The organism is Oceaniglobus sp. K40-3, from assembly GCF_055808395.1.
In genome coordinates this window covers 2769905-2784533 of record NZ_CM147868.1, presented here as the reverse complement: position 1 = coordinate 2784533, position 14629 = coordinate 2769905, and the positions used below count along the sequence as shown (strand labels likewise).

General features: G+C 60.1%; 15 protein-coding genes. 9 read left to right on the top strand and 6 right to left on the bottom strand.

Annotated elements, in window-relative coordinates; translation table 11 throughout:
* Positions 1–2 precede the first annotated feature (2 nt).
* The gene (locus AC0L7P_RS14450) at positions 3–1013 is read right to left on the bottom strand and encodes an ABC transporter permease (protein ID WP_473435468.1); all 1011 of its coding nucleotides are present in this window, start codon (positions 1011–1013) and stop codon (positions 3–5) included.
* Positions 1014–1165: 152 nt separating this feature from the next.
* Positions 1166–2182 (bottom strand): substrate-binding domain-containing protein, encoded by a 1017-nt coding sequence (locus AC0L7P_RS14445; protein WP_473433374.1) that lies wholly within the window; start codon positions 2180–2182, stop codon positions 1166–1168.
* Positions 2183–2363: 181 nt separating this feature from the next.
* On the opposite strand from AC0L7P_RS14445, the gene AC0L7P_RS14440 reads away from it, so the two are divergent.
* From AC0L7P_RS14440 to prfB, 7 genes are all read left to right on the top strand, one after another.
* Positions 2364–3167, top strand: a complete 804-nt coding sequence (locus AC0L7P_RS14440; RefSeq protein WP_473433373.1) for an ROK family transcriptional regulator — start codon at positions 2364–2366, stop codon at positions 3165–3167.
* Entirely contained in the window at positions 3164–3496 is a 333-nt protein-coding gene (locus AC0L7P_RS14435) for a hypothetical protein (protein WP_473433372.1), read from the top strand. Before AC0L7P_RS14440 ends, AC0L7P_RS14435 begins: the two co-directional genes overlap by 4 nt.
* A gap of 171 nt (positions 3497–3667) precedes the next feature.
* Positions 3668–3886, top strand: coding sequence for a hypothetical protein (locus AC0L7P_RS14430; protein WP_473433371.1), 219 nt, complete (start codon positions 3668–3670; stop codon positions 3884–3886).
* A complete protein-coding gene (locus tag AC0L7P_RS14425; RefSeq protein WP_473433370.1) occupies positions 3879–4727 on the top strand; it encodes an N-acetylmuramoyl-L-alanine amidase family protein in 849 nt (282 codons plus the stop codon). Before AC0L7P_RS14430 ends, AC0L7P_RS14425 begins: the two co-directional genes overlap by 8 nt.
* Complete coding sequence (locus AC0L7P_RS14420) at positions 4652–4900, top strand: N-acetylmuramoyl-L-alanine amidase family protein (protein ID WP_473433369.1); 249 nt, start codon at positions 4652–4654, stop codon at positions 4898–4900. The genes AC0L7P_RS14425 and AC0L7P_RS14420 overlap by 76 nt, the downstream gene beginning before the upstream one ends.
* 117 nt (positions 4901–5017) lie before the next feature.
* The gene (locus AC0L7P_RS14415; protein WP_473433368.1) at positions 5018–7573 is read left to right on the top strand and encodes a penicillin-binding protein 1A; all 2556 of its coding nucleotides are present in this window, start codon (positions 5018–5020) and stop codon (positions 7571–7573) included.
* 91 nt (positions 7574–7664) lie between these two features.
* Positions 7665–8792 carry a peptide chain release factor 2 gene (gene prfB / locus AC0L7P_RS14410; protein ID WP_473433367.1) on the top strand — a complete coding sequence of 376 codons (1128 nt, stop codon included), beginning with the start codon at positions 7665–7667 and terminating at the stop codon, positions 8790–8792.
* Positions 8793–8882: 90 nt separating this feature from the next.
* Here prfB and AC0L7P_RS14405 read toward each other — a convergent pair whose 3' ends face one another.
* From AC0L7P_RS14405 to AC0L7P_RS14390, 4 genes are all read right to left on the bottom strand, one after another.
* Positions 8883–9647 carry an SDR family NAD(P)-dependent oxidoreductase gene (locus AC0L7P_RS14405; RefSeq protein WP_473433366.1) on the bottom strand — a complete coding sequence of 255 codons (765 nt, stop codon included), beginning with the start codon at positions 9645–9647 and terminating at the stop codon, positions 8883–8885.
* A 2-nt stretch (positions 9648–9649) separates the two neighbouring features.
* Entirely contained in the window at positions 9650–10942 is a 1293-nt protein-coding gene (locus AC0L7P_RS14400) for a TRAP transporter large permease (RefSeq protein ID WP_473433365.1), read from the bottom strand.
* Between the two features lie 11 nt (positions 10943–10953).
* On the bottom strand, positions 10954–11421 hold the full coding sequence (locus AC0L7P_RS14395; protein WP_473433364.1) for a TRAP transporter small permease: 468 nt from the start codon (positions 11419–11421) through the stop codon (positions 10954–10956).
* A gap of 131 nt (positions 11422–11552) precedes the next feature.
* Complete coding sequence (locus AC0L7P_RS14390) at positions 11553–12527, bottom strand: sialic acid TRAP transporter substrate-binding protein SiaP (protein WP_473433363.1); 975 nt, start codon at positions 12525–12527, stop codon at positions 11553–11555.
* A 219-nt stretch (positions 12528–12746) separates the two neighbouring features.
* On the opposite strand from AC0L7P_RS14390, the gene AC0L7P_RS14385 reads away from it, so the two are divergent.
* Both AC0L7P_RS14385 and kduI read left to right on the top strand, forming a co-directional pair.
* Complete coding sequence (locus tag AC0L7P_RS14385) at positions 12747–13517, top strand: GntR family transcriptional regulator (protein ID WP_473433362.1); 771 nt, start codon at positions 12747–12749, stop codon at positions 13515–13517.
* A 36-nt stretch (positions 13518–13553) separates the two neighbouring features.
* The gene (gene kduI, locus AC0L7P_RS14380) at positions 13554–14390 is read left to right on the top strand and encodes a 5-dehydro-4-deoxy-D-glucuronate isomerase (protein ID WP_473433361.1); all 837 of its coding nucleotides are present in this window, start codon (positions 13554–13556) and stop codon (positions 14388–14390) included.
* Positions 14391–14629 lie beyond the last annotated feature (239 nt).

The following is a 14629-nucleotide window of genomic DNA, read 5'->3' as shown; positions in this document are numbered from 1 at the left end:
TGTTACAGCGATGCCTTTCTGATCCATTGATCCACGGCGACAGCCGCAATGATAAGAACGCCGATCAAAAGATAGGTCCACTGGGCATCGGCCCCAAGCAGGCGCAGGCCAAGGGTGAAAACCCCGACGATCAGCGCACCAAACAACATCCCAAGGATCGAACCGCGCCCGCCAAACAGCGAAATGCCCCCGATCACCACGGCGGTGATGCTCTGGATATTGCCCAACTGCCCCGAGGTGGGCGACACCGACCCGATCCGCCCGATCAGCGCCCAACCGGCAAAGGCACAGATCAGACCCGAAAGGGCATAGACCGAAATCAGCACCCGGTTGACCTGAACGCCCGAAAGCTCGGCCGCTTCGGGGTCGTCACCCACGGCATAAACATGCCGCCCCCACGCGGTTTGGCGCAGCACATAGGCCAGTGCCAGCACCAACAGCACCATGAACACCACCCCAACCGTCAGCCGCGCCGCACCAATGGGAATTGTCGTGCCAAAGAATTGCAGCATGGGCGCGGTTTCCGAAATATCCTGAGCGCGGATGGTTTCATTGGCGGAATAAAGGAAATTCGACGCCAGAACGATCTGCCACATGCCCAGCGTAACGATGAACGGCGGCAGTTTTACCCGCGCCACAAGCCAGCCGTTCAGCGCGCCAATGGCGGTGCCCGCAGCCAGACCGCACAGAATGCCAAGGGGCGCCGGAATGCCATAGCGGAAGGTAAACTGGCCCATGACGACGGAACTGAACACCATGATTGCCCCAACGCTCAGATCAATGCCGGCGGTCAGGATCACCAGCGCCTGTGCGGCGCCCAAAATGCCGACAATCTGTACCTGTTGCAGGATCAGCGTAATGGCAAAGGGGGAAAAGAATTTGGACCCAAGCAGCAGGCCGAAAATGACAAAGGACATCAGCAGCACAATCAGCGGCACCAGGGATGGTGTTTGATGCAGCGCGCTCTGGAGCTTGTGAATCAGGCCCTGCCTGTCGTTGGCAAATTCGGCAATGCTCTGGGAACTGGCGGAAAGCGAGGATTCTGTAATCCTGCCCGGATGGGCGTTGATCTGACATGGGAACTCCGCGGGTATGGTGTGGCCCGTGTTGGATGAAAACGGGAAAGGGGCGGGGAAACCGCCCCTTTCGGTTTCAGATCAGGGGATTAGCCCCAGCAGCGATCCATGCCTTCCTTGACTGAAATGCTGTCAACGCCATCGACAGGGTGATCGGTGACAAGGGACACGCCGGTGTCAAAGAACGCCTTGCCATCGGTGGCGGCGGGCAGGGTGCCGTCGGCGGCATAGGCGGCAATCGCCTCGATCCCCTTGGACGCCATGAGCAGCGGATATTGCTGGCTGGTGGCGCCGATCACGCCGTCGGCCACGTTCTGAACGCCGGGACAGCCGCCATCGACCGACACGATCAGCACATCGTTTTCGCGTCCGATCGCCTTGAGCGCCTCATAGGCTCCGGCGGCGGCGGGTTCGTTGATGGTGTAGACGACGTTGATCATCGGATCCTTGGCCAGCAGGTTTTCCATGGCCTTGCGCCCGCCTTCTTCGTTGCCGGCGGTCACGTCATGGCCGACGATGCGCGGGTCGTCTTCGTCGCCCCATTTGTTCACATCCTTCACGTCGATGCCGAACCCGGTCAGGAACCCCTGATCGCGCAGCACGCCGACGGTTGGCTGGCTGACGCCCAGATCAAGCATGGCGATTTTCGCATCGGCAGCCTTGTCGCCCAAAGTGGCAGCGGCCCATTGGCCGATCAGTTCACCTGCCAGAAAATTGTCGGTGGCAAAGGTCATGTCGGCGGCATCGATCGGGTTCAGCGGCGTATCAAGCGCGATCACCACCAGCCCGGCATCGCGGGCCTGCTGCACCGAGCTGACGATCGAAGACGTGTCAGACGCGGTGATTAGAATGCCCTTGGCGCCGTCCAGAATGCAGGTTTCGATTGCGGCAACTTGGGTTTCATGGTCGCCGTCGATCTTGCCCGCGAATGTCTTGAGATCCACGCCCAGTTCGGCCGCCTTGGCCGTGGCGCCTTCTTTCATCTTTACAAAGAACGGGTTGGTATCGGTTTTGGTGATCAGACAGGCCGAAACGCCATCGGCGGCATGGGCCATGCCACTGGTTGCGGCAAGAACAAGTGCTGTGCTGGTAAGAAGTTTCTTCATTTGGTTTCCTCCCAAGAAGATATGAACTGCCGGAAATTCCGACCATTCAAAACGTGTCACCTGCGGGGTTTCCCTTCAGGATCACCGAAGTCTAAGCGTAAACCGGTGGGTCGTGTCAATAAATAAACAAACTTGATTTATTGATCCCAAAGCGTAGATATGAGCCAAGAGGAGTGTGCCCGTGAGTGAAAAGCCGATCATCACGCGCGATCCGGCAAGCGGGGTCAATCAGGCCCGGGTGCGCGATCATAACGAACGGTTGGTGCTGACGCTGATTCAGCGCCACGGCGCCTTGCCGGGCAGTGACATCGCGCGCCGTGCGGGCCTGTCGTCCCAGACGGTTTCGGTGATCCTGCGCGGGTTGGAACGCGACGGTTTCATCCAGAAGGGCAAGCCACAGCGGGGCAGGGTGGGCAAACCCAGCATGCCGATGATGCTCAGCGCGGATGGGGTGTTGTCGGTGGGGTTGAAAATCGGGCGGCGCAGCGCCGAACTGACCCTGATGGATTTTCTGGGGCAGGTGCGCATGTCGCGGCAGTTGACCTATCGTCTGCCACTGCCTGACGTGGTGTTCTCGTTTTTGCAGGACGGTTTGGGCCAGATCGCCCAAAGCCTGACTGAGAAACAGCGCCAGCGCATTCTGGGCATCGGCATCGCCGCGCCATTCGAACTGTGGAACTGGCAAGACAGCATTGGCGCGCACCGTGATGATATGGAGGTCTGGCGGGATCTGTCGTTCAGCGACCGGATCGCCCGGTTTTCCGATCTGCCGGTACATGTGGAAAATGATGCAACGGCGGCCTGCCGAGCGGAACATGTGTTCGGGCTGGGGCCGACTTTGGGGGATTTCGCCTATTTTTTTGTGGGGTCGTTTATCGGCGGTGGCGTCGTGTTGAACCGGTCGGTGTATCAGGGGCCTGCGGGCAATGCGGGGGCGTTCGGATCGCTGCCGCTGACCGGGCCGGGGGGCGGCGGTCGCAGTTGATTGATCTTGCCTCGATCCACCTGCTGGAAACCCGGCTGGCCGAACGGGGGCAAGACCCGGCGCACCTGTGGACCATGCCCCAGGACTGGGGCCGCTTTGCCGAGTCCGTCACCCCCTGGATCGAGGCCAGCGCCCGGGCCCTGTCACAGGCGGTGGTGGCGGTATCGGCGGTGATTGATTTTGCCGATTTCGTCATCGACGGCGCGGTGCCCCCTGCGGTGCGCACCCCCTTGTGGCCGCCACGCGTGCCCATCTGGCGCGCGAGGATCTGCGCGGCCTTACCCCGCCGCGCCTGCATGAAGGCACTGTGGGGATGCAGGCCCGGGTGATCGGGGCGGCGGCGGTTCCGATCTATGCGCAGTTCCTGCTGAACAGTCACGCCGCCTGGGCGTGAGGCGCTGAAAAACCGCGCGCCCGGCCCAATTCGGCGTTTCGCCGGGGGCGCTGTTGCGGTAGACTTTGCGCAACGGTCGAAACAGGCCGAGCAGAGCAGAGCAGCCATGACTATCCTGAAAACCATCACAGTGGCCCTTTTGGGCGTGCTGCCGCTGTCGCATCCGGCAATGGCAACCGAAACCCTTGGCGCGCTGGCCCGTCCCGATCTGGCGCGCTCGGAAATCGTTGATCTGGGGGCCAATCTGCAAATGACACTGACCCTGTCTCAGCCGGTGCCATGGCGGATTTTCACCCTCGATCTCGCCGCCCCGTCTGGTGGTTGATTTCAGTACGGTGGATTGGGCCGGGCAGGATCTGAACAGCATCCTGTTCAGTGATCATGTGTCCGAGGTTCTGACCGGGCCGTTCCTGAATGACTGGAGCCGCATGATGTTGCACCTGTCCGAGCCGATGGCCCTGGAAACCGCCGCGATGGTGACAGGTGCGGCGGATGGCACGGCGGTGCTTAAAATTCAGATGGCGGCGGTGGATGCCGAAACCTTTGCCGCCGGTATCGAACCGCCCCCCGGCGCCGTGATCAGTGGCGCGCCAGTGACCGATCTGCCAAAACCGCGCGCCCGCCAGACCGGGGATAACCCGCTTGTCGTCGTGCTGGACCCGGGCCATGGGGGTATTGATCCGGGGGCCGAATATGACGGTGTGGTCGAAGCTGACGTGATGCTGCGCTTTGGCAAGGATCTGCGCGCGGTGCTGGAAGACAGCGGCAAATTCCGTGTGGTCATGACCCGGGAAAACGATGTGTTCGTGCCGTTGGAGGAACGCGTGACCGTGGCGCGCATGGCGGGGGCCGACGTGTTTCTGTCGCTTCACGCCGATGCCCTGGCCGAGGGGCGGGCCTCGGGGGCGACCATCTATACCCTGTCGGACGAGGCCAGCGACGAGGCGTCGCGCCTGTTGGCAGAACGCCACGACCGGGCCGATCTGTTGGCGGGGGTGGATCTCAAGGATCAGGATGATGTGATTGCCGGGGTTCTGATGGATCTGGCCCGGGCAAACACGACCCCCGGGCCGAACGTCTGGCGCGCGAATTGGTTGCTGGCCTGGCCGAACGTACCCATGATCTGCACAAACGGCCAAGGTTGCACGCGGGGTTTTCGGTGCTGAAGGCGCCGGATATTCCATCGGCGCTGATCGAACTGGGGTTTCTGTCCAGCGCCCATGACCGGATGCGCCTGACCGACCCGGCCTGGCGGCACAAGGCGGCACTGGGCATTCGTGACGGCCTGTTGAAATGGGCCAGGGATGATGCCGCCGAGGCCCGGCTGCTGCGCCAATAACCCCCGCTGCCGGATGCCATAAATGTGAGCGGCAAACGGCCATGTGCCGCAGGGGCGGTTTTGACCCGGCTGACAGGTGTATATATACAAGCGCAAGCTTTGCAGGGGGCGTTTGCCATGATCCGATTCATATTGTCGTTTTTCGGCGCGATCTTCAGTTGGGTAACCATCGCGGCGCTGTTTGCCGCGCTGACCATCGGGGCGGTTTTCTGGATGTATTCCCGTGACTTGCCGAACACGGACCAATTGGCCCAATATTCTCCGCCGACGATCAGCCGAATCTATTCCCGCGAGGGGCGGATCATTGATGAATTCGCCAAGGAACGCCGCCTGTTCGCCAGCGCCAAGGATATTCCCGACCTGGTAAAGGGCGCCTTTATTTCTGCGGAAGACAAGAATTTCTATACCCACAAGGGGTATGATGTGCGCGGCATGCTGGCCGCTGCCGTGACCGCCGCCAAGGGCGGGGCGTTGCGCGGCGCCTCGACCATCACCCAGCAGGTGATGAAAAATTTCCTGTTGGGGGGCGAACGCAGCGCCGAGCGCAAGATCAAGGAATTGATTCTGGCCAGCCGGATCGAAGGCACCCTGAGCAAGGACAAGATCCTTGAACTCTACCTCAACGAAATTTTTCTGGGCCAGAACTCTTTTGGGGTGACTGCCGCCGCCCAGACCTATTTCAACAAACCTCTGGCCGATCTGACCCCGGAAGAGGCGGCCTATCTTGCGGTTCTGCCCAAGGCCCCGTCGAATTATCACCCGGTCCGCGACATGAAACGGGCAATCACCCGGCGTAATTTCGTCCTGCGCGAGATGTGGGAAAACGGCTATATCGACGAGGCCCAATATCGCAAGGCGCGGCTGGAGCCGCTGCGCTCGGTTCAGAATGGCGATTTCGACAGCTTCAAGTCGGCCCTGCCGCCGCGTGATTATTTCACCGATGAAATCCGCCGCCAGCTTAGCAATGATTTTGGCGAGAGCGAGTTTTTCTCAGGCGGTCTGACCGTGCGCGCCACCATCGACCCCGAATTGCAGAAAGTCGCCGCCGAGGCCCTGCGCCGCCAGTTGGAAAGCTATGACCGGGGCACCGGAATCTGGCGCGGGACGGGCAAAAAGATCGCGCTGGATAAACTGAACGACGAGGCAAGCTGGCGCGAGGCGCTGGCCAACGTGCGCGTGGCGCGGGACGTGGTGCTGGAAGATCAGTGGTATCCGGCGGTTGTTCTTTCGGTGGGCGACACAAGTGCGCGGATCGGCATCGAAGATGTGCCCGAAGACGCGGACGGCCACTGGATTGAACCCAAGGATGTGCAATGGGCGCGCAAGCGGCACAAGGATGGCACGCGCGGCCCAAAGGCGCGCGTTGCCGGCGATCTGCTGGACAAGGGCGATGTCGTGTTTGTGCGCCGGATGACCAGTGACAGCGACGGATCGTTCATTCGCTGGACCCTGCGTCAGGTGCCCGAGGTGCAGGGCGCCTTTATGGCGATGGATGTGAACACGGGCCGGGTTCTGGCCATGCAGGGCGGTTTTTCCTATCAGAATTCGGTGTTCAACCGCGCCACCCAGGCCACCCGTCAGCCCGGTTCATCGTTCAAGCCGTTCGTCTATGCCGCCGCGCTCGATTCCGGGTTCAGCCCGGCCACCGTGGTGGTGGATGCCCCGATCGAGATCAACACGCCACAGGGCATGTGGCGGCCCAAGAACTATGCCAACCGGTTTTACGGCCCCACGCCCCTGCGCACCGGGATCGAACAATCGCGCAACGTGATGACCGTGCGTCTGGCCGAAGAGGTGGGAATGGACACCATCGCCGCCTATGCTGAACGGTTCGGCGTTTATGACAACATGGGGCGGTTTCTGGCCAATGCGCTGGGGGCGCAGGAAACCACGCTGTTTCGTATGGTTGCGGCCTATTCCATGTTCGCCAATGGCGGCGAGCGGGTGGAACCGACCCTGGTGGACCGGGTGCAGGACCGGTACGGTGCCACGGTTTACAAACACGATCAGCGCAGCTGTCCGGAATGCGAGGTGGCCTCGATCGCGACAGGGATGGCACCTGCCATTACCTCGAACCGCGAACGGGTGATTGACGCGATCACCGCCTATCAGCTTACCTCGATGATGAAAGGTGTGGTGGAACGGGGCACGGCCCGGGGCAAGGTAAATCTGGGCGTTCCCGTAGCGGGCAAGACCGGCACGACCAACGATGAAAAGGATGCCTGGTTCGTGGGCTTTACCAGCACCATCGCCGCCGGCTGTTACATCGGCTATGACCGGCCACGGCCTATGGGCCATTCGGGGTCGGGGGGCGGGCTGTGTGCGCCGGTGTTCAACCGGTTCATGCAGGAGGCCACGCGCAAATATGGCGGCGGTCCGTTCGAAGTGCCGCCGGGCGGGCAATTCATCAACATCAACCGCCGCACCGGCGCGCGCCTGTCGGACGATGCCAGCGGCCCCGATGTGGTGGCCGAATATTTCCGGCTGGGCGAAGAACCGGTGTTTGGCGTGGCCTTTGATGGTGGCTTTGCCATGGGCGCCAACCTGCCGCTGTTTTCCGAGGGCGAAACCGATGATGGCGGCGCGCAGGTGCGCACCTCGTCGGGCGGGGTGGTGAAAATTCCCAAGAAGAAGGCGACCTTCGGGTCGATTTCGTCAGGCGGGCTTTACTAAGTCGAAACCCTGTCGGGCGCGCACCTTGCCCCACCGGCCCCGCGTTGGTATCAGCGGGGTCTGATATCATGAATTGCGGGAACCCCAGACCATGCGCGCCGAAGCACAGAACACGGTCGAAGCGATCACCAAGTCGATCACGCTGATTGGCCAGCGGATGAACCGCGAGACAGCCGATCACCGGCTGGAAGAGTTCAACGCCATGGTGGAATCCCCCGACCTGTGGGACGACCCCGAAAAGGCGCAAAAGCTGATGCGCGACCGGCAGGTTCTGGTTGATGCCATCGCCCGCCACGATGGCATGGCGCAAGAGCTTTCGGATAATGTCGAGCTGATCGAGCTGGGCGAAATGGAAGGCGACGACGAGGTTGTCAGCGAGGCCGAAAGCGCCCTGAAATCCCTGAAAGACCGCGCCGCCGACGCCGAGCTTGAGGCCCTGCTGAACGGCGAGGCCGATGGCAACGACACGTTCCTTGAGATCAACAGTGGCGCCGGGGGCACCGAAAGTTGCGATTGGGCGTCGATGCTGGCGCGGATGTATGTGCGCTGGGCCGAAAAGAAGGGCTATACCGTTGAATTGCAATCGGAAACGGCGGGAGAAGAGGCGGGGATCAAATCCGCCGCTTACAAGATTTCAGGGCCCAATGCCTATGGCTGGTTAAAATCGGAAAGCGGCGTGCATCGGTTGGTGCGGATTTCGCCCTATGACAGCGCGGCGCGGCGGCACACGTCATTTTCGTCGGTCTGGGTTTATCCGGTGGTCGATGACAACATCGAAATCGAAGTGAACCCCAGCGACATCCGCCTTGATACCTATCGTTCAAGCGGGGCAGGCGGGCAGCATGTGAATACGACGGATTCGGCGGTGCGGATCACCCACCTGCCCACAGGGATCGTGGTGACATCTTCGGAAAAATCCCAGCACCAGAACCGCGACATTGCCATGAAGGCGCTGAAATCGCGGCTGTATCAGATGGAGCTGGACCGGCGTAACGCCTCGATCAACGAAGCCCATGAGGCCAAGGGCGATGCGGGCTGGGGCAACCAGATTCGCAGCTATGTGTTGCAGCCCTATCAGATGGTAAAAGATCTGCGCACCAGCTTTGAGACGTCGGACACCCAAGGGGTGCTGGACGGCGATCTTGACCGGCTGATGGCGGCGACGCTGGCCATGGATGTGACCGGCAAAAGCCGGGCCGAGGCCAACGCCGAAGAGTGATCGCCGCTGGCCCGGTTTGATCCAGCGGAGCGGGCTGACGCCCGCATTACATTTTTGCGGGCGCCCGGACGCGCCGTCTCGTCCGGCTTTTTAGCGGCCCATCCAGCCGCCATCGACGGTCAGGACCGTTCCGTGGACATAATCCGACGCCGCCGAGCTGAGAAATACCGCAGGGCCGATGAAATCGTCGGGGTGGCCCCACCGGGCGGCGGGGATGCGGCCAAGGATGGATTGGGCGCGCTCGGGGTCGTCCTGCAGGGCCTGGGTGTTGTCGGTGGCGATATAGCCGGGGGCGATGGCGTTGACGTTCACGCCCTTGGCGGCCCATTCATTTGCCAGCGCCTTGGCCAGCTGGGCGATTCCGCCCTTTGAGGCTGCATAGCCGGGCACCGTTACGCCGCCCTGAAACGACAGCAGGGATGCGGTGAAGATGATTTTGCCCGATCCCCGGGCGATCATGGTTTTGCCGATTTCACGGCTGAGCACGAACTGGCTGGACAGGTTGATTTCGATCACGCTGTCCCACAGATCATCGCCGTGATCGGCCGCCGGGGCGCGTTTGATCGTGCCGGCGTTGTTGATCAGAATGTCGATCGTGGGATGATCCTTGACCACCTGTGCGGCAAAATCCGCCACGGCCGCGCGATTTGAAAAGTCACATTGATAGGCCGCGAATTGGCGGCCTGTGTTTGTGACCTCTGTTTCAACCGCGCTGCCGTGGGCCTTTAGCGAGGCGCTGACGCCGATGATATCGGCGCCGGCCCGGGACAGCCCCAGGGCCATGGCTTTGCCAATGCCACGGCTGCACCCGGTGACAAGGGCGGTTTTTCCGGTCAGATCAAAGATATCAGACATGTTCAGTTTCCTCCGGGGGCCGGATACAGGTAATGGGGCAACCACATGGACAGTTCAGGGATGAACGTCAACAGCAGCAGCACCGCCACCAGCGGGATCAGGAACGGCGCGGTTGCCACGACACAGCGTTCAAACGGCACCCCTGACACCTTGGACAGCACATAAAGCACCAATCCAACAGGCGGGGTCAGCAGGCCGATCATCAGGTTCAGGATCAGGATGATCCCGAAATGCACCGGATCAACCCCAAAGTGCATGGCCACGGGCAACAGAACCGGCGTCAGGATGGTGATGGCGGCGATGGTTTCCATGAAACAGCCCACCACCAGAACGATCAGCATGATGATCAGCAGGACCACCGTTTTATTGTCGGTAAAGCCCAACAGCCCGCCAGCAAAGGATTGCGCCACCTGATTGGCGGTCAGGATCCATGCGAAAATGGCCGAGGCGGCGACGATCATCATGATGGATGCGGTGATGTCGACCGTATCCATGGACACCCGCAGCAGCCGTTTGAAATCAAGCGTGCGGTAGACGACAATTCCCAGAAACATCGAATAGGCCACGGCGGCGATTGCGGCCTCGGTCGGGGTGAAGATGCCCGACAGGATGCCGCCGACGATGATGAACGGGGTGAACAACGGCAGGATCGCGTGCCAGAATGAGATGAGGAAGTGTTTGACCACAAACCGTTCATCGCGGGGGTATTTGCGGATTTTGGCGTAGAACCCGACCATCACCATAAGCGACAGCGCCATGAGCAACCCGGGGATCATTCCCGCTGCAAACAGCTGCCCGATGGAGGTGTCGGACACCACGCCATAAACGATGAGGGGCAGGGAGGGCGGAATGATCGGCCCGATGGTCGAGGAGGCGGCGGTGATGCCGACCGAAAAATCGGTGTCATAGCCGGCGTCGCGCATGGCCTTGATTTCGATATTGCCCAACCCGCCTGCATCGGCCACTGCCGCGCCGGACATGCCGGCGAAAATCACGCTGGCGCCCACGTTTACATGGCCAAGACCACCGTGCAGCCACCCCATGGCCGCGCTGGCAAAGGCGAAAATCTTGGTGGTGATCCCGGCGGTGTTCATCAGGTTTCCGGCCATGATGAAAAACGGCACGGCGATCAGCGGAAAGGAATTGATGCCGTTGACCATATTGTGCAGCACCACAACCGGCGGCAGGCCGTCGATCAGGATAAAGATCAGCGAGGACACCCCAAGCGCCACGGCGATGGGCGCCCCGGCGATGAGCAGCACGAAAAGAACGAAGAACAGAATAAACAGGGTCATGGATGCGCCGATCAATCAGGAATTTCGTTTAGCGAATGCTCTTCCAGCTCTCGCAGAACGTCTTCGGGGGATTGGCGGATCTTGTGGATCAGCCAGAACAGCGAAAACAGCGCCATGGCGGCAAGGCAACCCGCAACACACCAATAAACCAGGCTTTTTGGTATCTCGACCGAGGCCATCTTGGTGCGGGTTTTCTGTGCAAGAATGACCCCGAGATAGGCCAGGTAGCCATAAAATGCGACCGAGACAAGCTCCATGGTGATGGTAAGCAGTTTGCCGAGGCGGGGCGGCAGGTAACGATAGAAAAACTCAAGAAAGATGTGGGTGCCTTTGCGCGTTACCGAGACCGCGCCGAAATAGGCCACCACAATCAGCGCATAGCGGGCGATTTCCTCGGTCCAGGCCAGGCTGTCATTCAGCACGTAGCGGGTGAAGAATTGCAGGAAGACGATGATTGCCAATCCCCAGAGCGCGATCAATCCGGGGATGTCGGTGATGTGAAAGTCCGAGATGTCGACCTTTGCATCGTCGAACGAAAAGCCGGGGCGTGCGGAATCCGCACCCCCTTTTCTGATTTGGATGTCGTCATGATATAACGATCCTGCCCTGCTCAGAGTGCCTGGAGCCGGTCGAATTGTTCCTTGGTGTAAGGAACGTCATCCCATGATTGCAGCTTTGGCAGCACCGCATCCTGAAACGGCTTGCGGTCAACTTCGTTCACGTTGTTGCCCTGTTCGCGGAACCATGCAATCAGATCCGTTTCGGATTGATAGATTTCTTCCGATACCTTCAGCGATGCGTCTTCCAGCACCTCACGCACGACCGCCTCATCATCGCCCAGACGGCCAACCGCATCATCCGACATGATCACCAGCAGCGAATTCAGAAGGTGCCCGGTCAGGTTGATATCCGACTGTACCTCATAGAACTTTTTGAACTTGATGGTGGGCAGGGGGTTTTCCTGTGCATCCACAACACCCTGTTGCAGGGCCAGATACACCTCGGAGAATGCCATCGGGGTGGGGTTTGCGCCAACTGCGTTGGGGAACATCAGCATCAGGGGAGAATTGGGAACCCGGATTTTCAGGCCCTTCATATCCTCGGGCTTGAGGATTGGCTTGTTCGCGGTCACGTGCCGCTGTCCGTAATAGACGAGGCCCATAACCTGATTGCCCGTCGCGTCGTGATAGCCATCGGAGAGTTCGGAAAACAGATCGCTGGTGCGATAGGTCAGCCAATGATCATAGCCGCGCATGATGAACGGATAATCCGAAATGGCGATGGGGCCATAGTAACGTTCAACAAAGCTGGGGCCGGTATAGATGATATCGACGGCGCCAATGCCAAGCCCTTCGTTGATTTCAACTTCCTTGCCCAGGGACGAGGCGGGAAAAACCTTGATCTCGATCCGGCCATCGGTGCGCTTGGCGATTTCGTCAGCAGCCCAGAGTGCCGTCTGATGATAGGCCGAGCCTTCCTCATAGACATGGGCCCATTTCAGGGTTTCGGTCGCATAGGCGGCCGTGCCTGCAAGCAGGCTCATGCCTGCGGCAGCGATGGTTGTGGCGAATCGGCTAAGTGTCATTTCTTCCTCCTATTCGTGCCCCACATGATGCCGGACACTCTGTTCACCGGTATTTGTCTGCGCAAATTTCCGGCATTTGACGATTGGTCGCTTATCTAGTATATCAGATATATGTAAAAAACAAGCTCGACCTTCGTAAAGAAACATGCGCCGCTTGGTTCAGGCCAATCCAGGCCCCATGTAATGAAGCTTGGTTAATGAATGCTGATGGAGTCAAGCTTGGAGAATAGCGCAGGTCAGATTGAACGGCGACGCGCCGGGAACGGCGCCCCGACCGGCGCGGCGCGGTTTCATGGACGTGGCGCCCAAACCCTGTCCGAGATTCAGTATGATCGGTTGCGCACCGCGATCGTTGCCATGGATCTGCGGCCCGGAGATATGATTTCGGAAAAGCAGATCGCGCTGGACGAGGGTATCAGCCGCACGCCGATCCGCGAGGCGATCCTGCGGCTGACCAAGGAAAACCTGGTCGAGGTGGTGCCAAAATCCGGCACCTTCGTGGCCCGTATCCCGATTTCGAGCATTCCCGAATCGCTGATTGCGCGCCGCGCTCTGGAGTGTATGACAACTCGCTCTGCCGCGCGGTATGCCCGCCGCAGTCAGGTTCTGGAACTGCTGGCGCTGGTCGAACGCCAGCGCGAGTTGGCAGAGCAAAAGGATTTCAGGCAATTTTATCGGGCGGATGAGGATTTTCACGCGTTGATCGCCCAAATCGGCAATCTGCCGGGGCTGTGGACGCTGGTGCAGCAGGTCAAACTGCAAATTGATCGGTATCGGCGTCTGACCCTGCCCGAGGATGGCCGGATGATGATGGTGGTGGAACAACATGCCGCCGTTGCCGCCGCCATCGAGGAAAAAGACGAAAACCGCGCCTGCAAGATGATGGACCTGCATCTGTCAGGCTTGCAGTTGCACATTGCCAATGTCGCTGGCGCCCACCCCGAATATTTCATCCATGACATTGATCTGGATGACATTCCCCATCTCTGAGCCGGGTTTTCCGGTTCGCAAATTACGGATATTCCGATGACCCTGACTGTCAGACAAGTTTCCAGCCCCGCCGAAACCAAATCCTTTGATACGGCGCAATTGCGCGAAAATTATCTGGTTGAGACGCTGTTTCGCCCGGACGAGGTGACGATGACCTACAGCCACCTTGACCGGACGGTCGTGGGCGGTGCGATGCCTGTGGGCGATGCGCTGCCGTTGCTGTCGCACAAACAGATCGGATCGCCAAATTTTCTGGACCGGCGCGAAATCGGGATCATCAACATCGGCGGAACCGGCAGCGTAACCGCAGATGGCACCGTGTTTTCCCTGGCGCAGACCGACGGGCTGTATTTGCCCATGGGCGTCACCGATGTCAGCTTTGCCAGCGACGATGCGGCAAACCCGGCCCGGTTCTATTTTATCAGCACACCGGCCCATCACGCCCACAGCGCGATGAAAATCACTGCGGAAGACGCGAATTGCCTGAATCTGGGCAGTCAGTCGGATGCGAATGTGCGGGTGCTGCGCCAGTATATTCACCCGGATGTCTGTGCGTCGTGCCAGTTGGTCATGGGCGTTACCCGGATCGAGGATGGAAGTGTGTGGAACACGATGCCCTGCCACACCCATGACCGGCGTTCCGAGGTGTATCTTTATTTTGATATGGCCGAAGATACCCGGGTGTTTCACCTGATGGGCGAACCGACAGAAACCCGGCATCTGGTCGTTGCCAATGAACAGGCGATCCTGTCGCCGGGATGGTCGATTCACAGCGGCGTGGGGACCGGGCGTTACAGCTTTATCTGGTCCATGGGCGGGGACAATCAGGACTTCACGGATATGGATTTCGTGGAAATGAAGGATCTGACCTGAGGCGCTTGGCGCCAGGGTTGATCCAAAGGCGGCGCTGACGCGCCATTCCATTTTTTGCGGGCGCCTGTGGCGGGCGGTGTGATCTGCTGTGACCGGCGGTGTATTGGGTGATCCGTGGCCCCATCGGGGATCGCGCCGGTTGCGCAGATTCGAAAACCCGCTTTGCTATGTTTCATTGCCCACAATGCCGGCGCCAGCCGGCATGTCCTGTTGCGCGGTACAAGTGTGATCTGCGGTGC

Coding starts and splice junctions, on each gene's coding strand:
- prfB (WP_473433367.1), top strand. CDS start 7,665: ATGCGCGCCGAAGCACAGAACACGGTCGAAGCGATCACCAAGTCGATC.
- AC0L7P_RS14445 (WP_473433374.1), bottom strand. CDS start 2,182: ATGAAGAAACTTCTTACCAGCACAGCACTTGTTCTTGCCGCAACCAGT.
- AC0L7P_RS14430 (WP_473433371.1), top strand. CDS start 3,668: ATGACTATCCTGAAAACCATCACAGTGGCCCTTTTGGGCGTGCTGCCG.
- AC0L7P_RS14390 (WP_473433363.1), bottom strand. CDS start 12,527: ATGACACTTAGCCGATTCGCCACAACCATCGCTGCCGCAGGCATGAGC.
- AC0L7P_RS14405 (WP_473433366.1), bottom strand. CDS start 9,647: ATGTCTGATATCTTTGATCTGACCGGAAAAACCGCCCTTGTCACCGGG.
- kduI (WP_473433361.1), top strand. CDS start 13,554: ATGACCCTGACTGTCAGACAAGTTTCCAGCCCCGCCGAAACCAAATCC.
- AC0L7P_RS14415 (WP_473433368.1), top strand. CDS start 5,018: ATGATCCGATTCATATTGTCGTTTTTCGGCGCGATCTTCAGTTGGGTA.
- AC0L7P_RS14400 (WP_473433365.1), bottom strand. CDS start 10,942: ATGACCCTGTTTATTCTGTTCTTCGTTCTTTTCGTGCTGCTCATCGCC.